This is a genomic window from Pseudomonas sp. PS02290 (genome assembly GCF_029960075.1).
In the GTDB taxonomy this organism is placed as follows: domain Bacteria; phylum Pseudomonadota; class Gammaproteobacteria; order Pseudomonadales; family Pseudomonadaceae; genus Aquipseudomonas.
The window spans coordinates 43,643-68,568 of the sequence record NZ_JASCOY010000008.1; the positions used below are offsets into that span (position 1 = coordinate 43,643).

Consider the following 24,926-nt stretch of genomic DNA (forward strand, 5'->3'; position numbering starts at 1 on the left):
TAGTGGGCAGATGTCTCTGTCTTCAGGAAAGCCCCATGCCCACTGCAACGTCTGTCCCTTCGCCCACAGAACCGGGCACGCCCGCCGCCAACGCGCCGGTGGATCACCTGCGCTTTCACAAACGCCACGCGCACCTGGCGCCGACCTTTGGCACCGATGCCTTCGCCCTCAAGGCCGAAGCGTTCGCGCGCTTCTTCGGCACGCCCACTTTTCTCGGCGCACAGACGCTGCTGGTGTTGCTGTGGGTGGGCGCCAACCTGAGCGGGCTGGTGTCGTTCGATCTCTACCCCTTCATCTTGCTCAACCTGGCATTCAGCCTGCAGTCGGCCTATGCCGCGCCGCTCATTCTATTGGCCCAGACTCGACAGGCCGCCCGGGACAAGGCCAGTGCCGATGCCGACGCGGAGCACCGTGAAGCGCTGGCGACGGCCAACGAAGAGCGTATGGCCCGCGCGGCGCAAAACACCGCGCAGATGCTCGAGCTGCTGGAGCAGAACACCCGACTCACCGAAATGACCAAAGTGCTGACCGAACGGGTCGAAGCGCTGACGGCGGACATGCACAAGCATTTCGTAAAGCGGGATGGGCATGTTTGATCTGAGGTTCATGTGCTAGCGCGCTTCCATCACGGCCGGCGGCGCACGTGTAATCTGGAGTCAGACGCGATACCTGTGGGAGTGAGCTTGCTCACGAAGGCATTGGCACATCCTCAGAATTGCCAGTGGCTGAACCAGGGTCTTCGTGAGCAAGCTCACTCCCACAGGATCTTCATTTCCTACATGCATCGCAGCGTCTGAGGAGAGGCGCGGCCCCTGCGGAAATCACATTTCACTGAACGATCACACCTACACGCTGCCCCAAACTCCATGGCATTCATGATCCCCCGTCAAAAGTCCCGTGCCCGCGCTGTGGTTTTTCCCTGCCAGCCGACGCGGGATACTGGGCATCTGATTCGTACCTCCCCTTCCCCCTTGAACCCTGGAGTCTTCCCATGACTGTTCCCGCATTTGGCCTCGGCACCTTCCGCCTGAAAGATCAGGTCGTCATCGACTCGGTAAGCAACGGCCTCGACCTGGGCTATCGCGTGATCGACACCGCGCAGATCTACGGCAATGAAGCCGAGGTCGGTCAGGCCATCGCGCAAAGCGGCGTGCCCCGTGACGAGCTGTACATCACCACCAAGATCTGGACCGACAACTTCGCCGCCGACAAGCTGATCCCGAGCCTGAAGGAAAGCCTGACCAAGCTCAAAACCGATCACGTCGACCTGACGCTGATCCACTGGCCATCGCCGAAAGGCCAGGTGCCGGTCGCCGAATTCATGGGCGCGCTGCTGGAAGCCAAACAGCAAGGCCTGACTCGCGAGATCGGTATCTCTAACTTCACTGTGGCGCTGATGAAAGAAGCCATTGCCGCGGTCGGCGCCGAAAACATCGCCACCAACCAGATCGAGTTGCACCCCTACCTGCAAAACCGCACCGTGGCCGATTTCGCCAAACAGCACGGGATCAAGATTACGTCGTACATGACCCTGGCCTACGGCGAAGTGCTGAAGGACCCGTTGATCGAGCAGATCGCCCAGCGCCACAATGCGACGCCTGCACAAGTGACGCTGGCGTGGGCCATGCAGCTGGGTTACGCGGTGATCCCGTCGTCGACCAAACGCGCCAATCTGGAAAGCAACCTGAAAGCCGTGGACCTGAAGCTCAGCGAAGACGACATGGCGCAGATTGCCCAGCTGGACCGCGGTCATCGCCTGACCAGCCCGGCCAGCCTCGCGCCGCAGTGGGATTGATGTCAGCCCTGATTCTGGCTTCGGCCAGAATCACCCCAATCAACGCCCCTTAATAACGCAGCCGAACCATAAACAGGCGCCCTGCCTGGCCCATTGCTGAAATTGGTTCGTTTCCCGCCTGAACCAATCCCGCCCCTCCCCGCGAACCAGACTTCCGAACCATTGCCGATTGGCCCGAAGCGCCGGGAGCACGGCTGACCGCACGCCCGGCCATCGGACCTCGCCAGTGAACCAATTTCCATTGGCATCGCTATTGCACTCGTCCTCTACAGCCCAGCCGTGCTTCACAAAACGGCCAGGCCTCCGGTTCACCCCGTGACGAGAGACGCAGATGGACAGCATCGACACCGACGCAACCCACGACACTTCGTCGAAGATGGCCCTCGACGCGCTGCGCCAGCTGGTTGCGCAGCAGGCGGCGTTTCCCCAGCGGCCGTTGCCGACCGAGCGCGACCTGGCAGTGGATTTCGGCGTCAGTCGCCGGGCCATTCGCCGCGCGCTGGCGGTGCTCGAAGCCGAGGGTCATATCTGGCGGCGGCAGGGCAAGGGCACTTTCGTCGGCCCCACCCCGCCGAGCGCGGCCATGAGCTTTGCCAAGCTGTCGAGCCGGACCAATTTCAGCGAGGTCATGGAAGCCCGTATCTATCTGGAGCCGGCGCTCGCCTCACTGGCCGCCCTGCGCGCCAGCGGCGAACAGATGGCGATCCTGCGCCGATTGGCCGAGCGCACGACCCATCAGCAACACGCCAGCGAACCCGACGCCGAAGGCATCGAGCTGTGGGACAGCGCCTTGCATCGCGGGATCGCTGAAGCCGCCGGCAACCGGCTGATGCTGGACATATTCGAAATGCTCGACGCGATCCGGCTTGATCCGGCATGGCGCGACCTGCGCCAACGCGCCCGCAACACCGACCGCCTGAGCACCTACAGCCACGATCACCACGACATCATCGGCGCCATCGAAGGTCGCGACCCGGCCAAGGCCGCCACCGCCATGCGCGGTCATCTGCGTGCGCTGCAACAGGCGCTCGATCACGTCATCCAGCAAGACCTCGAGGCCAGCGTATGAGTGCTTCACCCGCGAACACCCCATCGGTACTGAGCGTCAGCGACCTCACCGTGCGCTTCAAGGATGCACCGGCCAACGTCGTCGACGGCGTGTCGTTCGCCATTCAGTCGGGCAAGACCCTGGCCATCGTCGGCGAGTCCGGCTGCGGCAAAAGCGTGACGTCCATGGCATTGATGGGCTTGCTGCCCGACACCGCGACGGTCCAGGCCAGTGCTTCGAACCTGCTGGGCGAGCCGCTGCTGGGCATGTCCGACGAGCGCCTGCTGGACGTACGCGGCAATCGCATGGCGATGATCTTTCAGGAGCCGATGACCTCGCTCAATCCGGTGTTCACCATTGGTGATCAGATTGCCGAAAGCGTGATTCGCCACCAGGGCCTGTCCGCCAGCGCCGCCCGCCAGCGCGCGCTGGAAATGCTGGAAAAGGTCCGCGTGCCCGATGCCCTCCAGCGCCTTGATGCCTACCCCCACGAGCTGTCCGGCGGCATGCGTCAGCGCGCGATGATCGCCATGGCGCTGGCCAATGACCCCGCACTGATCATCGCCGACGAACCCACCACCGCCCTGGACGTGACCATTCAGGCGCAGATTCTTTCGCTGGTCGCCAGCCTCCAGGCCGAAACCGGCACCTCGATGATGCTGATCACCCACGACCTCGGCGTGGTCGCCGAAGTGGCCGACGAGGTCATCGTGATGTACGCCGGGCGCGTCGTCGAAAGCGGTTCGGTGAAGACACTGTTCGATGATCCGCAGCACCCCTACACCATCGGACTGATGGGTTCGATGCCCTCGGTCGGCCCTCGCGAAGGGCGGCTGGCGACGATCAACGGACGCGTCCCGACGCCGGCTGAAATGCCCACCGGTTGCCGCTTTGCCAGCCGTTGCCCGTTCGTCATCGGCGCCTGCCGGGAAGCCCGCCCGCCGTTGTTGGAAGTCTCCGCCGGGCATTTCGCCGCCTGCATCCGCGTGCCACTTGAACAGCATCTGGGAGTCAGCGCATGAGCCTGTCAGGACAACAAATCGTCGACACCGGGAGTGCGGAGTCGGCCCTCGAAAAGCCGATTCTGGAAAGCATCGCGGTGAGCAAACACTTTCACAGCGAAGCCGGACTGTTCCAGCGCAAGAAGCCGCCGGTGCAGGCGGTCAACGAGGTGTCCCTGGCCGTGCGCCGGGGCGAGACTCTGGCGCTGGTGGGTGAATCCGGCTCGGGCAAATCGACCCTGGGCCGGGTGCTGTTGAACCTGCTCAAGCCCACTGCGGGCGACGTTATTTATGAAGGCCGCAACCTCGGTAATCTGCCCGCCGACAAGCTGCGTCAGGTGCGCCGCGATCTGCAGATCATTTTCCAGGACCCGTTCGCCTCGCTGAACCCGCGCATGAGTGTCGAATCGATCATCGGCGAGCCGATCTGGCTGCACCGCGACGACAGCCGCAGCGCGCGTCAGGACAAGGTTGCCGAGCTGCTGCGCACGGTGGGTCTGGCGCCGGAGCACGGCAGCCGCTTCCCCCACGAATTTTCCGGCGGTCAGCGCCAGCGCATCGGCATCGCCCGCGCGCTGGCCTCGGAGCCACGGCTGATCCTCGGCGACGAGCCGGTCTCGGCGCTGGACGTCTCGGTGCAGGCCCAGGTGGTCAATCTGCTGGAAGACCTCAAGCACCAGTTCGGCCTGACCCTGCTGATCGTCGCCCACGGCCTCGCGGTGATCCGCCACATGAGCGACCGCGTGGCCGTGATGTACCTCGGCGAGATCGTCGAACTGGCGCCGGTCAACGCGCTGTTCGAAACGCCGTTTCACCCTTACACCCAGGCGCTGATGGCCGCGGTGCCGGTCAGTCACCCGGACCTGCGCCGCCCGCGCCCGCTGCTCGGCGGCGACATGCCAAGCCCGAGCAAGCCGCCCTCAGGTTGCCGCTTTCACACCCGTTGCCCCCACGCGAAAGCGCTGTGCCGCGAAGTGAAACCGCTTTTCGAAACCGTCGAGCCGGGGCGTCAGGTGGCCTGCCATTACTGGCGCGAAATCGCCAACGCCGGCGCCGGTTCGCTGATCGTGCCGACGCCCAGCGCCGCCTACAGCCAGCGCCTGAACCTGTTCAAAAGCCATCAAGCCCTTTCTCTGGAGAGTCAGCCATGAAATTCGCCCACCTGATGACAACCACGTTGTTGCTACTCGCTGCGAATGCGGCTGTCGCCGAAACCACCCTGCGCATCGGCATTCAGGACGACCCTGACATGCTCGACCCGCACCGCTCGCGCACTTACTCGGGGCGTCTGGTCTACACCGCGCTGTGCGACAAGCTGGTCGACGTCAACCCGGACCTGACCTACGCGCCACAACTGGCCACCGCCTGGAACTGGAGCGAGGACGGCAAGACGCTGACCATGACCCTGCGCGACGGCGTGACCTTCCACGACGGCGAGGTGTTCGACGCCGCCGCCGTGAAGTTCAACCTCGACCGCGCCCGCACCCTTCCCGACTCCCTGCGCAAGAGCGAACTGGCGTCGGTGGACAGCGTTGAGGTGATCGACGCGAAAACCGTGGCGATCAAGGTCAAGCAGCCCGACGCGACGCTGATCTCGCAACTGTCGGACCGCGCCGGGATGATGCTCGCACCGAAGGCCTCGGCGACCGACGTGGCTTCGAAACCGGTGTGTTCCGGGCCGTACAAATTCGTTCAGCGCGTGCAGCAGGACCGCATCGTGCTGGAGCGCTTCGACAACTACTGGAACAAGCAGGCGTACCACTTCGACAAGGTGATTTTCCTGCCGATTCCGGACACCTCGGTGCGCCTGGCGAACCTGCGTTCCGGCGACCTGGACATCATCGAGCGCGTCGCGCCCACCGACGTGAAGACCGCCAAGGCGGACAGCCACGTGCAGGTGTTCAGCACGCCGGGCCTGGGCTACATGCAGTTGATGTACAACACCAACAACGGCGACAAGGCCAACAACCCGCTGGGCAAGGACAAGCGCGTGCGCAAGGCCTTCGAGCTGGCCATCGACCGTGACGCGATCAATCAGGTGGTCTTCGAAGGCCTGTACGCGCCAAGCGCCCAGCCGTTCCCGAAAAACAGCCCGTATTACGACAAGGATCTGCCGGTCCCGACCCGCGACGTCGAAGCCAGCAAAAAACTGCTCGCCGAATCCGGGGTGAAGACGCCCCTCAGCGTCGAGCTGAAAGTGGCCAACAACCCCATCGCCCAGCAGGTCGGCCAGATCATTCAGGCGATGGCCGAAGAGGCCGGCTTCAAGGTCAATCTGATCGCCACCGAATACGCCACGCTGCTCAGCGAGCAACAGACCGGCAACTTCCAGATCGGCATGAGCGCCTGGTCGGGCCGTCCTGATCCGGATGGTGATATCCACCAGTTCGTGACCTGCAAGGGCGGCCAGAACGACGGGCATTTCTGTGACCCGAAACTCGACGAGCTGCTGAACAAGGCGCGCACCGTGAATGATCAGGCCCAGCGTCAGGCCATCTACTTCGAGGCCCTGCGCCTGCTCGCCGAAGACGTGCCGACCAGCTACCTGTATTTCGATCCACGAATCATCGCCATGCGCAGCAACCTCACCGGTTTCGTGCCCAATCCCGATGGTTTGATTCGCTTGAACAACGTCGCTTTCAAATGACAGCGGCGCCCGTGGATAACCGCTTCGGCCGCGAGGATTCGTCATGCTGACTTTCATCCTGCGACGCCTGCTCAGTGCCATTCCGACGCTGATCCTGGTTTCGCTGTTCGTCTTCACCCTGCAAAAGCTGCTGCCCGGTGATCCGGTCCAGGCCATGGCGGGTGAAGAGCGCGACCCGGCGGTGATGGAATACCTGCGCGAGAAATACCGGCTCAACGACCCGCTGCCGCTGCAATATGTGCACTGGGTCGGCAATGTCCTGCAGGGCGACTTCGGCACTTCGCTGCGCACCGAACAACCGGTGACCGTGCTGCTGGCGTCGAAGCTGCCGGTGACCATCGAGCTGGCGGTGCTGGCGTTGATCATCGCGTTGGTGATCGGCATTCCCACCGGAGTGATCTCGGCAGTGCGCAAGGGCACGTCGGTGGACTACGCGGCCAACGTGTTCGCCCTGTCGGGGATCTCGATTCCGCACTTCTGGCTGGGAATCTTGCTGATCATGATCTTCGCCGTGAAGCTGCAGTGGCTGCCGGCGTCGGGCTTCGTGCCTCTGGGTGAAGACGTCGGGCAGAACCTGAAAACCCTGATCCTGCCGGCCTTCGTGCTGGGCGCCGGGCTGTCGGGCGTGCTGATGCGCCACACCCGCAGCGCGATGCTCGAAGTGCTGCGCGCCGACTACGTGCGCACCGCGCGGGCCAAGGGGCTGTTTCCACGGACGGTGATTCTGAAGCACGCCTTGCGCAACGCGCTGATGCCGATCGTTACGCTCACCACGCTGCTGTTCGGTGAATTGCTCGGGGGCGCGGTGCTGACCGAGCAGGTCTTCAGCATTCCCGGCTTCGGCAAGATGATTGTCGATGCTGTGTTCAACCGCGACTACGCCGTGGTGCAAGGCGTGGTGCTGTGCGTCGCGATCGGCTTCCTGCTGCTGAATCTGCTGGCCGACGTGCTCTACCGCCTGATCAATCCGCGTCTGAGGACTGCCTGATGACTTCGATTGCGACCCATCCTTCAGCGCCGCTGAACGCGCCGTCTCAGGCACCGTTGAAAGAACCATTGCGGCCGCGCACCCGTTCGCCGTTCGTGAAGAAATTCCTCGCCAACAAGGGCGCGGTGGTCGGCGCGGTGGTGCTGATCATCTTCATTCTTGCCGCGCTGCTGGCGCCGTGGATTGCGCCCCATGATCCGCTGAAAGCCAACTTCCTCGCCGTGCGCAAGGCGCCGTCGCTGATCTACTGGCTGGGCACCGACGAGCTGGGACGTGACCTGTTTTCCCGCCTGCTCTGGGGTGCGCGCAGTTCGTTGCTGGCCGGCGGGGTTTCGGTAGCGATTGCCATGGTCATCGGCGTGCCGCTGGGCCTGTTGGCCGGTTACTTCGGCGGCAAACTCGACGCGGTGATTTCGCGCATCATGGAAGCGCTGTTGTCATGTCCGTTTCTGGTGCTGGCGATTGCCCTGGGCGCGTTTCTCGGCCCGAGCCTGAGCAACGCGATGATCGCCATCGGGCTGTCGGCGATGCCGATCTTTTCGCGCCTGACCCGCGGTCAGGTGCTGGCAATCCGTCACGAAGATTACCTGGAGGGCGCCCGCGCCATCGGCCTGCCGGATCGCTGGATCATCCTGCGCTACGTGCTGCCGAACGTGCTCTCGCCGCTGGTGGTGCAAGCGACGCTGACCATCGCGTCGGCGATTCTGGCGGAAGCGAGCCTGTCGTTCCTCGGCCTGGGCCAGCAACCGCCCTCACCGTCCTGGGGCTCGATGCTCAACACCGCGAAGAACTTCATGGAACAGGCGCCGTGGATGTCCATCGCCCCGGGTGTGGCGATCTACATCACCGTGCTGTGTTTCAACCTGCTGGGCGACGGGCTGCGTGATGCCCTCGACCCGAAAAGCTGACAGCGCTCGCGCTCATCCGCCGAAGCCGCCCACTCGATAACCGATCAACTGCCAAGAAGAGAACGACTGCATGTTCGATGATCTGGATTACAGCCAACCTTACGCGTCCGCCCGCTCGCCGGTGATGGGCAACAACATGGTCGCCTGCTCCCAACCCCTGGCCGCACAGGCCGGGCTGGACATGCTGCGTCACGGCGGCAACGCCGTTGATGCCGCCATCGCCGCCGCCATGGTGCTGACCGTGGTCGAACCCACCGGCTGCGGCATCGGCAGCGACGCCTTTGCCATCGTCTGGGACGGCAAGACGCTGCAGGGCCTGAACGCCTCGGGCCGCTCGCCGAACGCCTGGACGCCGGAGCATTTTGCCGGTCAGCAGGAAATGCCCCAGCGCGGCTGGGCCTCGGTGACGGTGCCGGGCGCGGTGTCGGCCTGGGTCGCGTTGTCCGAGCGCTACGGCAAGCTACCCTTCGCCACCCTCGCCGTACCGGCCATCGGCTATGCGCGGGACGGTTACCAGGTGACCCCAATCATCGCCGAACTGTGGCGGCGCGGCGCCGCACTGCTGAAGGATCAACCGGGCTTTGCCGAGTGCTTTCTGCAAGGCGGCAAAGCGCCAAAGGCCGGGGAGAAAGTCACGCTGAAGGATCACGCGAAAACCCTGGAGCTGATTGCTCAGACCAAGGGCGAAGCGTTCTATCGCGGCGAGCTGGCCCAGGCGATGATCAGCCACGCCAACGCCAATGGCAGCGTCATGAGCCTCGAAGATCTAGCGAACCACCGGGTGGACTGGATCGATACTTTGTCGGTGCCGTATGCCGGTGCCGTGGTCCACGAGCTGCCGCCGAATGGTCAGGGCATTGCCACGCTGGCGGGTCTGGGCATCCTCGAAGCGCTGGGCGTGGGTGAGCAGCCGGTGGACAGCATCGAGACCGTGCACCCTGTGCTGGAAGCGATGAAACTGGCGCTGGCCGACCTCAACCAGCACGTCACCGACAACGATCACATGCGCGTCGCCGCTGAACACATGCTCGACCCTGCGTACCTGCGCGACCGCGCAGCGTTGGTAGGCGAACAGGCACAAGATCCGCTGCACGGCGCGCCCAAGGCCGGCGGCACGGTGTACCTGTCGGCGGCGGACGAGAGCGGGATGATGGTTTCGTTCATCCAGTCGAACTACATGGGTTTCGGTTCCGGTGTGGTGGTGCCGGGCACGGGCATCAGCCTGCAGAATCGCGGTGCGGGTTTTACCCTGGACCCTGATCACGTCAACACCGTGGCACCGGGCAAGCGGCCGTTTCACACCATCATTCCGGGCTTCGTGATGAACGCCGACGGCACGCCGTTGATGTCCTTTGGCCTGATGGGCGGGCCGATGCAGGCCCAGGGGCATTTGCAGATGATGCTGCGCATTCTGCGCTACAAGCAGAACCCCCAAGCCGCCGCCGACGCACCGCGCTGGCGTATCGAGTCAGGCCTGAAGGTCGCGGTGGAGCGCTCGTTTGATCCGAAGGTGATCGAAGCCCTGCGCGCCAGGGGTCACGATGTGGAGGTTGAAGACCCGAGCGGCGTGTTTGCGTTTGGCGGCGCGCAGATCATCCAGCGCACGGCCCATGGGTATGTGGGCGGGACCGATCCGAGGAAAGATGGGCTGGTGGCGGCGTATTGAGTCTCCCGGCATTGCAGGACCGGCTTCAGCCGGGAAGAGGCAGGTCCTGCTGGCCAATTATGTTGCGGCTGATGCGTCAATCCGGAGAAATAGATGTCTGCCTGATCAGATTGATCAGCCAGACACCACCGCAACAATCCCCACCAGACTCAACACCATCACCGTACAACCCAGCACCGCCACCTCACGCAACGGCGGTGGGATGCGCTCTTGGGTCATCCCTCGGGCGCTTTTGCGGTAGCGGGCGTTGAGACCGATCTGGATCAGGATGCCCGCGATCAGGGAAAGGATGACCGGCAGCAGGGCCACCCACCCAAACGGCGGAATCCAGCGCAGGAACAACAGGCACACGCCGATCAACGTCAGCAGCGTGCGGCGCCACGCCAGCAGTGTGCGTTCGGGTTGCAGGCCGGGATCGTCGTGGCGCAAGGGCGTCGACGATACGGCATGTCCGCGCCGGTTCACGACGCGCCGTAAATCAGAAAGACGATCAGCCCCGCCGCCACCAGTGCGCCCCCCATCGACAGAATCGGCACCAGCACCGGTAACGGCAGCGGCTTGCGTTGACGCATCGCCCGCTCGACTTTCAGCCAGCGCACGCAGGCACTGGCGCTCACCAACAAGGCCAGCACCAGCAACGACAGCGCCACGGCCCGACGCAGGCCGGGGCTGAACACGTCGCTGGTGAAGGCTTCGACCGCGATGCCACCGGCCAGAAAAGCCAGCGCCGTGCGGATCCAGGCGAGAAAGGTGCGTTCGTTGGCGAGGGTGAAGCGCGGGTCAGGCTCGCAACCGCCACCGAGCAGCGAAGCCGACAGCCGATCACGCTCCGGCGGCGTGACGGGGGCATGGGCGGGAGGGATGACGTTGCCGGGCTCAGGGGAATTCATGTCGCACCGTGGTCGGGTAGATGCGACGGATCATACCGGTCATGCCCGGGAAAGGCCCGTGTCCACAGCGACATGGGGGTGTCTGTTGGCGCAGCGCGGGGTTTCTCAAATAGGGCCATGTCACCGATATTCGTGGCGATGACGAGCGTGTGGGAGTGAGCTTGCTCACGAAGGGGCCAGTACATCCGCTAAATTTTCAGCGGTTGAAACGCAGTCTTCGCGAGCAAGCTCGACTCCCACGGATAGTGGGCTGCCTCGATATTTCGGCCAGTTCGGAGGACCTGTGGGAGTGACCGGGGTGGCGCTCCACCTTGCTCGCGAAGGGGCCGGGACATTCAGCCACTTTCTCTGATGGCTGAAAGTCAGTCTTCATGAGCAAGCTCACTCCCACAGGGTCTATGTTTGCTGCGCCACCGTGCAGCATCCGTGAGACGGAGTGACCAACATTTAAATCATCTGTTGGCAGCCAACTCCACCCACACTGCGCCATCGGGATACTGATACCGCTCCAGCGTTTCGGCGTGCATTTCGATGCTGTACCCCGGCCGTTGCGGCGGCATGTAGCGGCCGCGGCGGATGACCACCGGATCAAGGAAATGCTCGTGCAGGTGATCGACGTACTCCAGCACGCGTTTGTCCAGGGAGCCCGATACGGCGATGTAATCGAACAGCGAGATGTTCTGCACGTATTCGCACAACCCGACGCCGCCGCCGTGGGGGCATACCGGGATGTCGAATTTGGCCGCCATCAGCAGCACGATCAGCACTTCATTCAGCCCGCCCAGCCGGGCCGCGTCGAGCTGGCAGAAATCCAGCGCGCCGGCCTGGAACATCTGCTTGAACATCACCCGGTTGTGGCAATGCTCGCCGGTCGCCACGCCAATCGGCGCGATGCGCTGACGGATCGTCGCGTGGCCGAGGATGTCATCGGGGTGGGTCGGCTCTTCGATCCACCACGGCTCGAACGCCGCCAGCCGGCGCATGTTGCTGATCGATTGCTCGACGCTCCAGACCTGATTGGCATCCATCATCAGCGTGCGCTCCCAGCCCAGTTCGTCGCGCAAGATCGCGGCGCGGCGCATGTCTTCTTCGATGTCCGAACCGATCTTCTGCTTGATGTGGGTCCAGCCTTCGGCAACGGCTTCGCGGGCGAGACGGCGCATCTTCTCTTCCGAATAACCCAGCCAGCCCGGCGCGGTGGTGTAGCCCGGATAGCCCTCCTCCCGCATCTGGGCCTCGCGCTTCGCTTTGCCCGGCACTTGGCGCCGGAGCAGCGCGATAGCCTCTTCGGGGGTGATGGCGTCGGTGACGTAGCTGAAGTCCAGGCATTTCACCAACTGCTCGGGGGTCATGTCGGCCAGCAGCTTCCAGACCGGCTTGCCCTCGACCTTGGCCCATAGGTCCCAGACCGCATTGACCAGCGCGGCGGTGGCCAGATGAATGACGCCTTTTTCCGGCCCCAACCAGCGCAACTGGCTGTCACCTGCGGTGATGCTGTGCCAGAAGGCGCCCATGTCCGCAGTGATCGATTCCAGGGTCAGCCCCACCACGCAGGGCGCCAGGGAGTGAATCGCTGCCGCGCAGATTTCGTTGCCACGGCCGATGGTGAACGTCAGGCCATGGCCCTCCAGCCCGTCGGACGAATCGGTGTGCAGCACGACATAGGCGGCTGAATAGTCCGGCGCGCTGTTCATCGCGTCGGAGCCGTCGAGGGACAGGGAGGTGGGGAAGCGGATGTCGCGGACGGAAATGGAGGTGATCTGCATAGTGGGCTCTTATTGTTTGTGGCAACGCATACCTGTAGGAGTGACCGGGGTGGCGTTCCACCTGGCTCGCGATTGCAGCGTGCCAGTCAACGCTTCAGTACCTGATCAATCGCAATCGCGAGCAAGTTCACTCCTACAGTCATAGCCAACTGTAGGCCGAACCGCGATACAGGCATAATCGCCAAATCCTAATCATCGATACCAAATCCGATATGTCAGACACGTTACCCTCCGCTGGTCTGCCTGGCACCTTCCCGATGCTGAAAATTTCCAGCCGGCAGATCGCATTGCTCAACGCGTTGGGCGAACTGGGCAATCTGCGCAAGGCCGCCGCTGCCATTCACACCACCCAGCCCGCCGCCAGCCTGTTGTTGCAACAGCTGGAAGAACGCCTCGGCGTGCAACTGTTCGAGCGCTTGCCGCGCGGCATGCAGCCGACGCTATTCGGTGAGGTGATGATTCGCTACGCCCAGGGCGCGCTGCATGAATTCGAATACGCCGAAGCGCAGTTGGCCGAGCTGGCACGAGGGGCGACGGGGATGGTGCGCATCGGCACGGTCATGGGCCCGGTGCCGACGCTGCTGACCCGCGGCGTGCTGGCGTTCAAGACCGCGCACCCGAAAGTGCGCATCGCCCTGGAAGTCGGCACCAGCGATGAGCTGCTGCCTGCACTGATTCGTGGCGATTTCGATGTGGTGCTGGGTCGGCTGCCGGATCAGCTCGACGGCCAGAGCCTCGACATTCAGCTGTTCGAACAGGGCGAACGCATGCGCATCATCGCCCGGCCGGGGCACCCGCTGGTCGACCACAGCGGCCTGACCCTGACGGAGCTGGCGCCGCTGACCTGGATCCTTCATCCCATCGGCAGCCCCATGCGGCGCCAGGTTGAAAACGCGTTGCAGGCGGCGCAATTGATTGAGCCGCTGGACATCATCGAAACCCGTTCGATTCTGGCCACCACCTCGATGCTCGAATCTTCGGACATGGTCGCCGTGGTGCCCAATGACGTCGCCGAGCATTACGCCCGTTACGGCATGATCGCCATCCTGCCGGTCGAGCTGCCGCTGAGCATGGCCAATCTTGGGCTGATGACGTCGAAAGCCCGACCGATGTCGGCAGCGGTGAAGGCACTGCTGACATTTCTAAAGTCTCCGATAGCGGCATGAATTGATAACCCTGCGTTATCGCGTAATCGAAACCTTTCATTGGGAAATTACCCGCTGGCTTCATAGAGTGGCTGAAAATCGGCCAACAACGTCCGCGCTTATGAAGCGGCGTCGTGTACGTCGTGATAACAATAACCGGCCAGCCACGGTGCGCTCCCACGGGGAGCCGTCGCCTCGCACTGCTGACGCAGGCCGCCACCGTCATGAGAGGCCGCATGGAACTCATTGCCAAAACCGCCGCGTTCGACAGCAGCGCGCTGTTCATCCGCCTGAACCCCCTCGATAACGTGCTGATCGCTCGCCAGGCGCTGAACGAAGGCACGCGCCTGGACGAAGAAAACGTCACGGTCTCGCAGCCGATTCCTTCCGGGCACAAGGTCGCGGCGGTCCGGGTCGAGCAGGGTCAGCCGCTGCGGCGTTACGGCCAGATCATCGGCTTCGCTTCACAGCCCATCGAGGCCGGGCAGCACGTGCATGTGCACAACGTCGAGATGGGCGACTTCTCCCGTGACTACGCCTTTGGCGTCGACGCCCACGAGACGCCGAAAACCGAGGCGTTCTTTCAAGGCATCGTGCGCGCCGACGGCCGTGTGGCGACGCGCAACTACATCGGCATTCTCACCTCGGTGAACTGCTCGGCCACCGTGGCCCGTGCCATCGCCGACCGTTTCCGTCGTGACATTTTCCCCGAGGCCCTCGCGGACTACCCGAACATCGACGGCGTGGTCGCGCTGACCCACGGCTCCGGTTGCGCCATCGATTCCAAAGGCGAGGCCATCGACCTGCTGCGCCGCACCCTCGGGGGCTACGCCGTGCACCCGAACTTTGCGGCGGTTCTGGTGGTGGGCCTGGGCTGCGAGACCAACCAGATCCAGGACATGCTCGACAGCCAGGGCCTGAAGGCCAGTGATCAACTACGTGCGTTCACCATTCAGGGCACCGGCGGCACGTCGAAGACCATCGCCAGCGGCATCGCCCAGGTGCAATCGCTGCTGCCCCAGGCCAACCGGATCACCCGCGAAACCGTCAGCGCCCGGCACTTGATCGTCGGTCTGCAATGTGGCGGCTCCGACGGCTATTCCGGCATCACCGCCAACCCGGCGCTGGGCAATGCGGTGGACCGGCTGGTGGCGGCGGGCGGTACGGCGATTCTGTCGGAGACCCCGGAAATCTACGGCGCCGAGCATTTGCTGACGCGGCGGGCGGCCAGTCAGCCCATCGGCGAGAAGCTCGTCCAGCGGATTCACTGGTGGGAGGATTACTGCCAGCGCATGAACGCCGAGCTGAACAACAACCCCTCCGCCGGCAACAAGGCGGGCGGGCTGACGACCATTCTGGAGAAATCCTTAGGCGCCGTGGCCAAGGCCGGCTCGACCAACCTGATGGGCGTGTATGAATACGCCGAAGCCGTTAGCGCCCAAGGCCTGGTGTTCATGGACACCCCCGGCTACGACCCGGTCTCTGCCACGGGGCAAGTGGCCGGCGGCGCTAATCTGATCGCGTTCACCACCGGTCGCGGTTCTGCGTACGGTTGCGCGCCGACGCCGTCGATCAAGCTGGCGACCAATAACCGCGTGTTCGAATTTCAGCAGGAGGACATGGACGTCAATTGTGGCGGCATCGCCGATGGCACCACGACCATTGAAGAACGCGGCGCGTATGTGTTCCAGATGATGCTGGACATCGCCTCCGGCGCCCGCAGCAAAAGCGAGCAGCACGGTTATGGGCAAAACGAGTTTGTTCCGTGGCACATCGGTGCGGTGACCTGAGGTCTGTCGAGCAATCGACGCTCTTCGTGGGACCGGCTTTAGCCGGGAAGCTTTTCAAACGTCACACCGCAATATGGATGGTGCCCACACCGGCCCCTTCCCGGCTGAAGCCGGTCCCACAGGGAAATGCGTTCGCCTGCTGGACTGCGTTCGCCTGGTAGGACCGGCTTTAGCCGGGAAGCTCTTCAAGCGTCACACCGCAAGATCGATGGTGCTCAAACCGGCCCCTTCCCGGCTGAAGCCGGTCCTACACGAACAAAGCTTTCAAGCCTTAAAACAATAAAAAAAGGTGCGCAATGAAATCCCTCAAGACCTACCAGACGATCACCATCGTCTTTCTGATGCTGTTCGGCGTGGTCAATTATCTGGACCGCAGCGCGCTGTCCATTGCCAACACGACGATCCAGAAAGACATGCTCATCAGCCCGTCAGAGATGGGCATTCTGTTGTCGGCGTTCTCGCTGGCCTATGCCTTCGCGCAGTTGCCGATGGGCATGATCATCGACAAGCTCGGCAGCAAGATCGCATTGGGTGGCGCGCTGATGGTGTGGTCTATCGCGCAGACGGCGTCGGGCTTCGTCAACAGCTTTAGCGGCTTCTTCGCCCTGCGCGTTTTGCTTGGGATTGGCGAAGCACCGATGTTTCCGTCGGCCGCCAAAACCCTCAACGAGTGGTTCGAAGAGCACGAGCGCGGCACGCCGACGGGCATCGTCTGGTCGGCCACCTGCATCGGCCCGTGCCTGGCGCCGCCGCTGCTGACGCTGTTCATGGTCAACTTCAGCTGGCGCGGGATGTTCATCATCACCGGCGTGCTCGGCATCGTGCTGTCGCTGTGCTGGCTGATGTTCTACAAAAGCCGTGCGCAGTACCTGAAAGAGCTGGCAGCCGAGGGGCGCGAACCGATCGTTCAGGTGGTTCAGGCCGATGCCGGGCCGAAGGCTTCGTTCTTCGCCGGCTGGCTCGACCTGTTCAAGCACCGCAGCACCTGGGGCACGTTCCTCGGTTTCATGGGCGTGATCTACATGCTCTGGCTGCAACTGACCTGGTTGCCCGGCTACTTCCAGCGCGAACACGGCCTCGACCCCTACCAAACCGCCTGGGTGGTGTCGTTCGCCTACGTGTTCGGCGCGATCGGCACCATTGCCGCCGGGCGAATCTGCGATCGGCTGGTCAAGCGCGGCGTCGGCGTGCTCAACAGCCGTAAATACACAGTGATCGGCGGGCTGGTGTTTGCCGCCGTGTTCACCCTGCCGCTGACGTTCGTCACCGGCCTGAGCGGTTGCGTCGCCCTGCTCTGCCTGGCGCTGTTCGGCATCAACCTGTCCAGCGCCACGGCGTGGATGGTGGTCAATACCGTGGTCGACACCAAACGCGTGGCGTCCCTGGGGTCGATCCAGAATTTCGGCGGCTACATCGCCGGCTCCATCGCGCCGATCGTCACCGGGTTCAGCGTGCAATATTCCGGCACCTTTGCCACGGCCTTCGCGGTCAGCGCCATTGTCGCGTTGCTGTCGGCGGTCGCCTACTTCGTGCTGCTCAAGGCACCGATCCCCGAACACACCACCACGGCGCAGAAGGACTGGCAGGCGAATCTGGATGAGGTGCAAGGGCGTCGGGTTTGATTGATAACCTGCAACGTATTGCTGGGAACGCACGCGGCCCCAAGAACGCAGTTATAGCCCGGTGAACGCGATCCCTGTAGGAGTGAGCTTGCTCGCGAAGACGGCATTCCACCCGCTGAACATTTAGCGGATGTACTGGCCCCTTTGCGAGCAAGCTCGCTCCCACATGTCAACATCAGCCAAACTCGCACACGGCCCTATAACCACGTCACGCCCACACCGCAGCACATCTCCCGCAGATGATTTATACGTCATAAATTTCCCTTCAAAATCCCGCACTTGTCCTACGCTGTGAGTCAGACGGGTCGCTGTTGCGATGCTGCGTGTCCGAACGAGAGGATTGTTCGTCACAGTGGCGGGTCTGAAATCGTGGCAGTCAGCGAGGGTGGGGTTTGAGACAGGTAGAAGGATCGGAGTTCGGCGTCAGAAACCGACGACTCAAACGCATGCCGGTGTTGTGGCTGGCGGGGCTGTTTACCTTGTTGGTGTGCATCTCCATCACCAGCATCACCGTCTGGCAGTTACGCCAGACGCGCATGCACGAGCTGGAAATCGCCAATACCAACGTCGCCAACCTTTCGCGCTCAATGGCGCAGCACGCCGATGACGCCTTCGACCAGGCCCACATCGCCGTGTCGTCGGTGGTCGAACGGCTTTCCTTCGATGGCTTCGGCGCCGCCAGTGGTTCGCGCATGCACGATTATCTGCGTGCCACGGCCGCCAGCGTCGAGCAGATCCAGGGCCTGTTCATCTACGACAAGGACGGCAACTGGGCGGCAACCTCTCTCAACCACATGCCGGCCAACGCCAACAACGCGGACCGAGAATATTTCCGCTTTCACCAATCCATCGACAGCACCCTCCCCCATATCGGGGCGGCCATCCAGAGCCGTTCCACCGGTGACTGGATCATCCCGGTGTCGCGACGGGTGAACGATGAGATGGGCAACTTCGCCGGTGTGGTGCTGGCCACCGTCGAGCTGAACTACTTCGAACGGTTCTTCGAGCGCTTCGACATCGGCAAGCATGGTGTCATCACCCTGGCAATGGCCGACGGGACCTTGTTGGCGCGACGCCCGCTTCTCGAAAACGTACGCGGTACGTCCATCGCCGACGGCGAATTGTTCCGTCTTCACGTCAGGGAACACTACGAAGGCACGGCGAACGTCGTGTCGATGCTTGACCACGAACAGCGCCCGTATGGATACAAGAAACTGGACCGCTACCCGATGGTGGTGCTCGCCGGCCTGTCCCAGCGCGAAGTACTCGACGAGTGGCGGCAATACGCATGGCGCTCGCTGGCGATCATCATCTGCGTAGTGGTCGCCAACTTGCTGTTTGGCGTCTTGCTGTTCCAGCAGATCCGTTTCGGCCTCAACGCCGAATCACAGCTGCGCATCGCCAGCCACTCGCTGGAAAAACTCGCGCTGCAGGACAGCCTCACCGGCCTGGCCAATCGTCGGCATTTTCAGGAGATTCTCAGCCTGGAGTTTCGCAACGGTGAGCCCAACCTGCATCCGCTGAGCCTGATCATGATCGACATCGATTTTTTCAAGAGCTACAACGACAACTACGGCCACGTCGCCGGCGACAAATGCATCGTCGCCGTGGCCGAGTGCATTCGCAGCAACCTCAACCGTACCGGCGACCTGGCGGTGCGCTACGGCGGGGAAGAAATGGCCGTGTTCCTGCCCTACAGCGACGTGCACGGCGCGGTGAGCCTGGCGGAAAAGATCCGGTTGGCCGTGCTCACCCGAGCCCTCGAACATCAGGGCAATCCGATCGGCATCGTCAGCATCAGCCTGGGGGTTTATGGCTGTAAAGCGCAGGAATGCCAGACCATGGAAGACTTCGTCAAACGCGCGGATGCCGCGCTGTATGCCGCCAAGCACCAAGGCCGCAATCGCACCGTTGCCTGGCAGGAATCGACGGTGCTCAGTGCGCTGCCCGCGCCGTAACGATGTGCGCGACCTTGCCGCGAAACAGGTCCAGCCGGTCATCGGGCGCGTCGTGTTCGACCACCAGCGCGCCGACTTCCTCGCACTGCGCGACCTGATAGTGCGCGATGCTGGAGAGCTTCTCGTTGATCACCGCCACCGCCACCTGACCGCTGCGCGCCACCACGGCGCGCTTGAACTCGGCGACGTCCATGTCGAACGCGGTTACGCCCTTCAGCGCATCCAGCGCACAGGCGCCGAGAAAGCACAGATCGAAATTGAAGTGGGCCAGTTGCTGAATGGTGGTGAAGCCGTAGGTGCTGCCCGCGACGGGGCTCAGCCGCCCGCCGAGTAGAATCACCTCCACCGACGGCAGCTTCATCAGCTCGACGGCGATCAGCGGCGCGTTGGTGGTGACGGTCAACGGCATGTGCGGATCAAGGGCTTTGGCGATCGCCAGATTGGTCGAGCCGCCGTCGATAAACACGTGCTGCCCGGCGCTGATCAATCCCGCCGCCGCGATACCCAACTGACGCTTGCGCCCGGGCTCATGCTCGACTCGCGCAGCGATCGGCCCGTCCGACGCCAGCGAAATCGCCCCGCCGTACACGCGTTTGCACAGGCCGGCGGACGCCAAAGCGCCGAGATCGCGGCGAATGGAATGCTCGGACACATTGAACTCGGCCGCCAGCTCCGCCGCAATCACCCGACCGTGCACGGCCAGACGCTCGGAGATCAAACGCTGACGCTCGCCGGGGAATGCTTCGGGGTTGGCGGACATAAGGCCTCGATAGAGAGCTGAATCGATCAGAAACGAGCAGGATCATGGGGCGCACTCTGGCGCCCTGTCAAACCACAGGCTGGACATGTCCTGACACGCTAAGCGACTTGCAGAAAAACACGTTTGGGTGGGATTCAGCCTGCAGGCGATGTACCGCCATGCCGGTTTCTTCGTAGCCCTGTCGAGGGTAAAACTGCAAGGCACGGGTGTTCCTCGCCCAAACCGTCACCCATATCTTTGAAGCGCCCCTGGCCGCTGCTTCACGTTCCGCGCTGCGGAGCAACTGCCACCCTATCCCATGCCCGGCAAATCGCTCCTGCACATAAAGGCGCTTGAGCTCGGCCGCATGCTGGTCGCTAACCAGAGGGTGACCCGTTTGCAGACAGATCTGCGTAAAGCCGACCAGATGCTCATCGACTTCCGCGAGCAGGAATATGGAGTCAGGCCGCTCGATAATCGAAGAAATGGTTTCGGGCGCGAACGACTCGAGCGCTTCCCGAGCGATGGCGTCACGCACGCCCTCGGTCGCATAGGTATCCATGAACACCTGCATCCCCAACACCGCAATCGTGAGCACATCCGATTGCGTGGCAGGGCGCAGGGTAAAATCGAGTGTGTCGCTATTGGCCATGTTCGCCGCTTCCCTGACTGCGATTGTTGATCACTGCATCAACGAATAAACCAGCGCCGAGATCGAGATCAACCCTATCACCACCACAAACACGTTCGACAGTTTTCCCGCGTAGCGGCGCATGGCGGGCACTTTGCGCACGGCGTACATCGGCATGAGGAACAGCAGCGCCGCAATCACCGGGCCGCCAAGGGTTTCGATCATCCCGAGAATGCTTGGGTTGAGGGTTGCCACCAGCCAGCAGACCACCAGCATGAAGCCTGCGGTCAGCCGGTCCAGCGTACGTGGCGAAGGACGGCGGCCGGTCTTTATCACCAGACCTTTGAGGCCTTCGCTGGCGCCGATGTAGTGGCCCAGGAACGACTTGGTGATCGCGACGAATGCAATCAACGGCGCCGCGAACGCGATGGTCGGGTTGCTGAAATGGTTGGCCAGATAGGACAGGATCGACAGGTTCTGCGCCTTGGCTTCCGCCAGTTGCTCCGGCGCCAGGGTCAGCACGCAGCTGAAGACGAAGAACAGCACCATGACCACCATCAGCAGATGGGCACGGGCCAGGATCTGCGCGCTGCGGGGTTCGGCCTGCTCGCCATACTGGCGCTTCTGGTCGACGGCAAACGCCGAAATGATGGGTGAATGGTTGAACGAGAACACCATCACCGGAATCGCCAGCCACAGCGTGTGCAGCAGCGCCGAAGGTGCCGGAAGGCTGCTTGCCGTGGTGAGAATGCCGCCGTTCCAGTGGGGAATCAGGAACACCGCGAGGAACAGCAAGGCCACGATAAACGGGTACACCATCAGGCTCATGGCCTTGACGATGATCTGCTCACCGCAACGTACTACCGCCAGCAGGCCGAGGATCAGCACGAACGCCAGCAGCGCTCGCGGCGGCGGCTGCACGTGCAGTTGGTGCTCCATGAAACTGCCGACCGTGTTGGTCAGCGCCACGCTGTAGATCAGCAGGATCGGAAACACGGCGAAGAAATACAGCAGCGTGATCAGGGCACCGGCTTTCTTGCCGAAATGCTGCTCGACCACCTCGGTGATGTCCGCGCCATCCCGGCCCGAGAGCACGAACCGGGTCAGCCCGCGGTGCGCATAGAAGGTCATCGGGAAGGCCAGCAGGGCCAGAATCACCAGCGGCCAGAACCCGCCGATGCCCGCGTTGATCGGCAGAAACAACGTGCCCGCGCCGATGGCGGTGCCGAACAGTCCGAGCATCCAGGTGGTGTCGTTGCGGTTCCAGGTAGTCACGCTCGCGGGTGCGGCGTCGACGGTGTGTTCGACGCTGTTGGCCTGATCATTCATCCGGTCGATTCTCCGTTGCCGGTGATAGCTACATGGTCAAAAGCGCGTCGAAAAACGTGGCAGTCGGCGCCCCTGACCGGTTCTCTACAGGGAAAGGGGCGCGATTGTCCGGGATTAGAGAGCAGAATCAAAGGCTTGTCGGACCAAAAGCCTGCGGGGCCGGATGATGGAAGTTACAAACCCGCTTAACTTCCTGCACAAATCAGCAACGCTTCTTACCTAACAAACCAGACAATTCCCACACCGAAAACGGACGAATTAGTGTGCGAAACGTATTGTAAATCCATGGGAGTACAACTTCCGTTAACCCTCCATTAGGCTCTCGTCCCACATTCAACCGCCCATGGAAGGTAACGCGTGCTCAAGACTTTTGCCGTCATCACGTTTCTCACTGCAAGCACTTACGCGAGTGCAAACAACGCTCCCGCACAATGCGCAACACTTGATGAGCAACAAGCGAAAATCCTGTTCGACCGCTGGAACAACGCACTGCAGACTGGCGATTCCGGAAAGGTCGCCGCGAACTACACGCCAGACGCCGTGCTGTTGCCGACCCTCTCCAACCAGCCCAGAACAGATCTTGCCGGCAAAGTCGATTACTTCAATCACTTCCTTAAAAACAAACCGGTCGGCACCCTCGACAGCAGCACTGTTATTACAAGTTGCAATAGCGCAATCGATACCGGCCTTTACACGTTTCGTTTCAGCGACAATTCAGAAGTCCAGGCGCGGTACACCTTTACTTACGCACTTGTGAATAACCAATGGCTGATTACCTCCCACCACTCTTCGGCCATGCCGGAGTAGCGAACATTCAGCAAACCCTCGGCCTGACGTCCAACGTCGGCCGACTCCACTTTCAGACCCTTCCCACACGTCACTCGCCTGCGACATCCCGCCGCAACGGCATGCTCAGCTCCACCCGCAAACCGTCGTGACGGCTGTCAAAGCGCAGCGAGCACGCGCAACGCTGAACAATGGCCTGAACAATCGCCAATCCCAGCCCGGCGCCGGGGCTCTTGCCGTTGCGCCAGAAGCGCTGGGTGAGCTTGTCCAGGTCCGGCTCGGGAATGCCGGGGCCGTGATCGCGAACGCGGAAATGGGCCTGCCCGTCGAAGGTTTCGACACTCAGTTCCACCTTCGCATCGGCCTGGCTGTGGCGCAGCGCGTTGTCCAGCAGATTGCGCAACGCGGCGACCGCCAGTGCCGCCGGCATCTGCACGGCGGCGCGGGACAACTGCGACGGCAGGATCAGTTCGATGCGCTGTTCGTCGCCGTGACTGGCATCGTGGATGGCCAGCCGCGCGACCTGCTCGGCGTCGCACTGCACTCCGTCGTCAAACGACAGGCTGCCCTCGACCCGCGCCAACAGCAGCAGCTGTTCGAGGGTGCGATGCATCCGGTCGGCGCCCTCCTCCGCATGGGCCAGCGCCGTGTCACGCTTCTGGCCGTCGGTCATGCGCGCCACTTGCAGATGGGTCTTGATGGCCGTGAGCGGGCTGCGCAGTTCATGGGCAGCGTCCCCGGTCAGCCGCCGCTCGCGCTCGAGGGTCTGGGCGATGCGCTGAAACAGCTGATTCTGGCTGACCAGCAGTGGCTGCAACTCACTGGGCAGGTTCGGCACGTCCAGCGGTTCGACCGAGTCGGCGCTGTGGCGATTCAAGGCGTCGCGCATGCGGTTGAGCGGCGCCAGCCCCCGGCTGATGCCGAACCAGACCAGCGCCAGACTGCCGAACAGCGCGACCAGCACCGGCACCGACGCCGCCAGGAGCACCGAATGCCCCAGCACGTCGCGCTCGATCTGCCGGTCGGCGGTCGTCACCCGCACGTTGTCATGCATCATCGTGTACACGCGCCAGTGGTCGCCGTTGATCATCTGGTCATGGAAGCCGCTGGCGTCGGCCTTCAGCGGTTCACTCGGCGAGCTGTCGGTGCGCGCCAGGACCTGCCCGCGCAGGGAACTCAGCTGACAGGCCATGCCACTGGGCAGCGCCGGATCGTCGGCCCGCAGCGAGCGGGTTTCACTGCCGGTGGGCATCTGCATCTGTTCGAGCAGCCCGGCCACCATGCGCGCCGAGGCCTCAAGGCGTTGATCGAGGGATTGCATCATCTGCGTGCGCAAGTCCCTCAGCATCCACGCTGCGGCCAGCACCCAGATCAGGATGAACGCCGAGCCCAGGATCAGACTCAGCCGCGTGCGCAGGCTCATCATGGCGCTGACTCCGAATCAAGGCCGGCCGGGCCGAGGCGATAGCCCAGACCGCGGACGGTTTCGATGATCCGGCCGCCCAGTTTGCGCCGCAGGTGGTGAATGTGAACGTTAAGGGCGTTGCTCTCGACTTCGTCGCCGAAGCCGTACACGCAGTCCTTTAACTGTTCGCCAGAAAGCACGCGGCCGCTGTTGTTGAGTAACGCTTGCAGCAAGGCCTGTTCACGACGGGAGAGATCAACCGGCTGACCGGCAAGGCGGGTTTCCCGGCTGCTCGGGTCGTAGCTGAGCACGCCGTGTTCGATCACGTTGACGCTGCGCCCGGCCATGCGGCGCACCAGGGTGTGCAGGCGCGCGCTGAGTTCACGCAGGTCGAAGGGCTTGAGCAGGTAATCGTCCGCTCCGGCCTGCAAGCCGTCGACGCGGTCGGTCACGGTGTCGCGAGCGGTGAGAATAAGCACCGGGATTTCGACCCCCTGCTGGCGCAACTGCCGCAACAGCTTCAGGCCATCTTCATCGGGCAGGCCGAGGTCGAGAATCATCACGTCGAAATGTGCGGCCGACAGCATCGCCCGCGCGGACGAGGCCGTGGCCACGCGATCCACCGTCAGGCCCTGGGCGTCGAGGCCCGCGACGATGCCGCTGGCAATCAGGTCGTCGTCTTCACAAAGCAGTACGTGCATGGTCGGCCCCGAAAAAAAGGCGATTGAAGCGCAGAGGGATTAACGGCGGATTATGCACCAGCCGCCGCAGACACGACGCGCCCCGTAGGGTTAATCGACTGTTAATCGCCG

22 protein-coding genes are annotated in these 24,926 nt (G+C 62.9%); 14 read left to right on the forward strand and 8 right to left on the reverse strand.

The features are described from left to right. The first annotated feature begins 35 nt into the window (after positions 1-35). From QMX88_RS06470 to QMX88_RS06510, 9 genes are all read left to right on the forward strand, one after another. Positions 36-596, forward strand: coding sequence for a DUF1003 domain-containing protein (locus tag QMX88_RS06470; protein WP_282367443.1), 561 nt, complete (start codon positions 36-38; stop codon positions 594-596). A 395-nt stretch (positions 597-991) separates the two neighbouring features. Then, positions 992-1,795, forward strand: a complete 804-nt coding sequence (gene dkgB, locus QMX88_RS06475) for a 2,5-didehydrogluconate reductase DkgB (protein WP_282367445.1) — start codon at positions 992-994, stop codon at positions 1,793-1,795. Positions 1,796-2,126: 331 nt separating this feature from the next. Beyond that, positions 2,127-2,864, forward strand: a complete 738-nt coding sequence (locus tag QMX88_RS06480; protein ID WP_282367447.1) for a FadR/GntR family transcriptional regulator — start codon at positions 2,127-2,129, stop codon at positions 2,862-2,864. After that, the gene (locus tag QMX88_RS06485) at positions 2,861-3,865 is read left to right on the forward strand and encodes an ABC transporter ATP-binding protein (protein ID WP_282367450.1); all 1,005 of its coding nucleotides are present in this window, start codon (positions 2,861-2,863) and stop codon (positions 3,863-3,865) included. The genes QMX88_RS06480 and QMX88_RS06485 overlap by 4 nt, the downstream gene beginning before the upstream one ends. Then, the gene (locus tag QMX88_RS06490; protein ID WP_282367451.1) at positions 3,862-4,995 is read left to right on the forward strand and encodes an ABC transporter ATP-binding protein; all 1,134 of its coding nucleotides are present in this window, start codon (positions 3,862-3,864) and stop codon (positions 4,993-4,995) included. Before QMX88_RS06485 ends, QMX88_RS06490 begins: the two co-directional genes overlap by 4 nt. After that, positions 4,992-6,491, forward strand: a complete 1,500-nt coding sequence (locus QMX88_RS06495) for an ABC transporter substrate-binding protein (protein ID WP_282367453.1) — start codon at positions 4,992-4,994, stop codon at positions 6,489-6,491. Before QMX88_RS06490 ends, QMX88_RS06495 begins: the two co-directional genes overlap by 4 nt. 43 nt (positions 6,492-6,534) lie before the next feature. Next, the gene (locus QMX88_RS06500) at positions 6,535-7,479 is read left to right on the forward strand and encodes an ABC transporter permease (protein WP_037011865.1); all 945 of its coding nucleotides are present in this window, start codon (positions 6,535-6,537) and stop codon (positions 7,477-7,479) included. Next, positions 7,479-8,387, forward strand: a complete 909-nt coding sequence (locus tag QMX88_RS06505; RefSeq protein ID WP_244655934.1) for an ABC transporter permease — start codon at positions 7,479-7,481, stop codon at positions 8,385-8,387. The genes QMX88_RS06500 and QMX88_RS06505 overlap by 1 nt, the downstream gene beginning before the upstream one ends. 70 nt (positions 8,388-8,457) lie before the next feature. After that, a complete protein-coding gene (locus QMX88_RS06510) occupies positions 8,458-10,053 on the forward strand; it encodes a gamma-glutamyltransferase family protein (protein ID WP_282367459.1) in 1,596 nt (531 codons plus the stop codon). Positions 10,054-10,167: 114 nt separating this feature from the next. Here the strand turns inward: QMX88_RS06510 and QMX88_RS06515 are convergent, their stop codons facing one another. The 3 genes from QMX88_RS06515 to QMX88_RS06525 form a co-directional block, all read right to left on the reverse strand. After that, a complete protein-coding gene (locus QMX88_RS06515; protein ID WP_282367461.1) occupies positions 10,168-10,518 on the reverse strand; it encodes a DUF202 domain-containing protein in 351 nt (116 codons plus the stop codon). Next, positions 10,515-10,943, reverse strand: coding sequence for a YidH family protein (locus QMX88_RS06520; protein WP_282367462.1), 429 nt, complete (start codon positions 10,941-10,943; stop codon positions 10,515-10,517). Before QMX88_RS06520 ends, QMX88_RS06515 begins: the two co-directional genes overlap by 4 nt. A 452-nt stretch (positions 10,944-11,395) precedes the next feature. Then, positions 11,396-12,709: an L-fuconate dehydratase gene (locus QMX88_RS06525; protein WP_282367463.1), complete on the reverse strand. Its 1,314-nt coding sequence runs from the start codon at positions 12,707-12,709 to the stop codon at positions 11,396-11,398. A 257-nt stretch (positions 12,710-12,966) separates the two neighbouring features. On the opposite strand from QMX88_RS06525, the gene QMX88_RS06530 reads away from it, so the two are divergent. From QMX88_RS06530 to QMX88_RS06545, 4 genes are all read left to right on the forward strand, one after another. Further along, positions 12,967-13,875, forward strand: a complete 909-nt coding sequence (locus QMX88_RS06530) for a LysR family transcriptional regulator (RefSeq protein ID WP_282367465.1) — start codon at positions 12,967-12,969, stop codon at positions 13,873-13,875. A gap of 215 nt (positions 13,876-14,090) precedes the next feature. Continuing rightward, the gene (locus QMX88_RS06535) at positions 14,091-15,644 is read left to right on the forward strand and encodes a UxaA family hydrolase (RefSeq protein WP_282367467.1); all 1,554 of its coding nucleotides are present in this window, start codon (positions 14,091-14,093) and stop codon (positions 15,642-15,644) included. Between the two features lie 296 nt (positions 15,645-15,940). Then, positions 15,941-17,266: an MFS transporter gene (locus tag QMX88_RS06540; protein ID WP_282367469.1), complete on the forward strand. Its 1,326-nt coding sequence runs from the start codon at positions 15,941-15,943 to the stop codon at positions 17,264-17,266. Positions 17,267-17,658: 392 nt separating this feature from the next. Continuing rightward, complete coding sequence (locus QMX88_RS06545; RefSeq protein ID WP_282367471.1) at positions 17,659-19,224, forward strand: sensor domain-containing diguanylate cyclase; 1,566 nt, start codon at positions 17,659-17,661, stop codon at positions 19,222-19,224. Here QMX88_RS06545 and QMX88_RS06550 read toward each other — a convergent pair. The 3 genes from QMX88_RS06550 to QMX88_RS06560 form a co-directional block, all read right to left on the reverse strand. Then, entirely contained in the window at positions 19,202-19,984 is a 783-nt protein-coding gene (locus tag QMX88_RS06550) for a DeoR/GlpR family DNA-binding transcription regulator (protein WP_282367473.1), read from the reverse strand. The two genes, QMX88_RS06545 and QMX88_RS06550, sit on opposite strands and share 23 nt — an antisense overlap. Positions 19,985-20,051: 67 nt before the next feature. Next, positions 20,052-20,615, reverse strand: coding sequence for a GNAT family N-acetyltransferase (locus QMX88_RS06555; protein WP_192172802.1), 564 nt, complete (start codon positions 20,613-20,615; stop codon positions 20,052-20,054). Between the two features lie 30 nt (positions 20,616-20,645). After that, a complete protein-coding gene (locus QMX88_RS06560; protein ID WP_282367477.1) occupies positions 20,646-21,923 on the reverse strand; it encodes a serine/threonine transporter in 1,278 nt (425 codons plus the stop codon). Between the two features lie 357 nt (positions 21,924-22,280). Between QMX88_RS06560 and QMX88_RS06565 the strand changes: the two genes are divergently transcribed. After that, positions 22,281-22,730, forward strand: coding sequence for an SgcJ/EcaC family oxidoreductase (locus tag QMX88_RS06565; protein ID WP_282367479.1), 450 nt, complete (start codon positions 22,281-22,283; stop codon positions 22,728-22,730). A 70-nt stretch (positions 22,731-22,800) separates the two neighbouring features. Here QMX88_RS06565 and QMX88_RS06570 read toward each other — a convergent pair whose 3' ends face one another. Both QMX88_RS06570 and QMX88_RS06575 read right to left on the reverse strand, forming a co-directional pair. After that, positions 22,801-24,135: an ATP-binding protein gene (locus QMX88_RS06570; RefSeq protein WP_282367481.1), complete on the reverse strand. Its 1,335-nt coding sequence runs from the start codon at positions 24,133-24,135 to the stop codon at positions 22,801-22,803. Next, the gene (locus QMX88_RS06575; RefSeq protein WP_282367483.1) at positions 24,132-24,815 is read right to left on the reverse strand and encodes a response regulator; all 684 of its coding nucleotides are present in this window, start codon (positions 24,813-24,815) and stop codon (positions 24,132-24,134) included. The genes QMX88_RS06570 and QMX88_RS06575 overlap by 4 nt, the downstream gene beginning before the upstream one ends. Positions 24,816-24,926 lie beyond the last annotated feature (111 nt).

Bases quoted from the DNA above. Each gene is read 5' to 3' on its own strand.
- QMX88_RS06470 (WP_282367443.1), top strand. From the start codon at position 36: ATGCCCACTGCAACGTCTGTCCCTTCGCCCACAGAACCGGGCACGCCC.
- dkgB (WP_282367445.1), top strand. From the start codon at position 992: ATGACTGTTCCCGCATTTGGCCTCGGCACCTTCCGCCTGAAAGATCAG.
- QMX88_RS06480 (WP_282367447.1), top strand. From the start codon at position 2,127: ATGGACAGCATCGACACCGACGCAACCCACGACACTTCGTCGAAGATG.
- QMX88_RS06485 (WP_282367450.1), top strand. From the start codon at position 2,861: ATGAGTGCTTCACCCGCGAACACCCCATCGGTACTGAGCGTCAGCGAC.
- QMX88_RS06490 (WP_282367451.1), top strand. From the start codon at position 3,862: ATGAGCCTGTCAGGACAACAAATCGTCGACACCGGGAGTGCGGAGTCG.
- QMX88_RS06495 (WP_282367453.1), top strand. From the start codon at position 4,992: ATGAAATTCGCCCACCTGATGACAACCACGTTGTTGCTACTCGCTGCG.
- QMX88_RS06500 (WP_037011865.1), top strand. From the start codon at position 6,535: ATGCTGACTTTCATCCTGCGACGCCTGCTCAGTGCCATTCCGACGCTG.
- QMX88_RS06505 (WP_244655934.1), top strand. From the start codon at position 7,479: ATGACTTCGATTGCGACCCATCCTTCAGCGCCGCTGAACGCGCCGTCT.
- QMX88_RS06510 (WP_282367459.1), top strand. From the start codon at position 8,458: ATGTTCGATGATCTGGATTACAGCCAACCTTACGCGTCCGCCCGCTCG.
- QMX88_RS06520 (WP_282367462.1), bottom strand. From the start codon at position 10,943: ATGAATTCCCCTGAGCCCGGCAACGTCATCCCTCCCGCCCATGCCCCC.
- QMX88_RS06525 (WP_282367463.1), bottom strand. From the start codon at position 12,709: ATGCAGATCACCTCCATTTCCGTCCGCGACATCCGCTTCCCCACCTCC.
- QMX88_RS06530 (WP_282367465.1), top strand. From the start codon at position 12,967: ATGCTGAAAATTTCCAGCCGGCAGATCGCATTGCTCAACGCGTTGGGC.
- QMX88_RS06535 (WP_282367467.1), top strand. From the start codon at position 14,091: ATGGAACTCATTGCCAAAACCGCCGCGTTCGACAGCAGCGCGCTGTTC.
- QMX88_RS06540 (WP_282367469.1), top strand. From the start codon at position 15,941: ATGAAATCCCTCAAGACCTACCAGACGATCACCATCGTCTTTCTGATG.
- QMX88_RS06550 (WP_282367473.1), bottom strand. From the start codon at position 19,984: ATGTCCGCCAACCCCGAAGCATTCCCCGGCGAGCGTCAGCGTTTGATC.
- QMX88_RS06555 (WP_192172802.1), bottom strand. From the start codon at position 20,615: ATGGCCAATAGCGACACACTCGATTTTACCCTGCGCCCTGCCACGCAA.
- QMX88_RS06560 (WP_282367477.1), bottom strand. From the start codon at position 21,923: ATGAATGATCAGGCCAACAGCGTCGAACACACCGTCGACGCCGCACCC.
- QMX88_RS06570 (WP_282367481.1), bottom strand. From the start codon at position 24,135: ATGATGAGCCTGCGCACGCGGCTGAGTCTGATCCTGGGCTCGGCGTTC.
- QMX88_RS06575 (WP_282367483.1), bottom strand. From the start codon at position 24,815: ATGCACGTACTGCTTTGTGAAGACGACGACCTGATTGCCAGCGGCATC.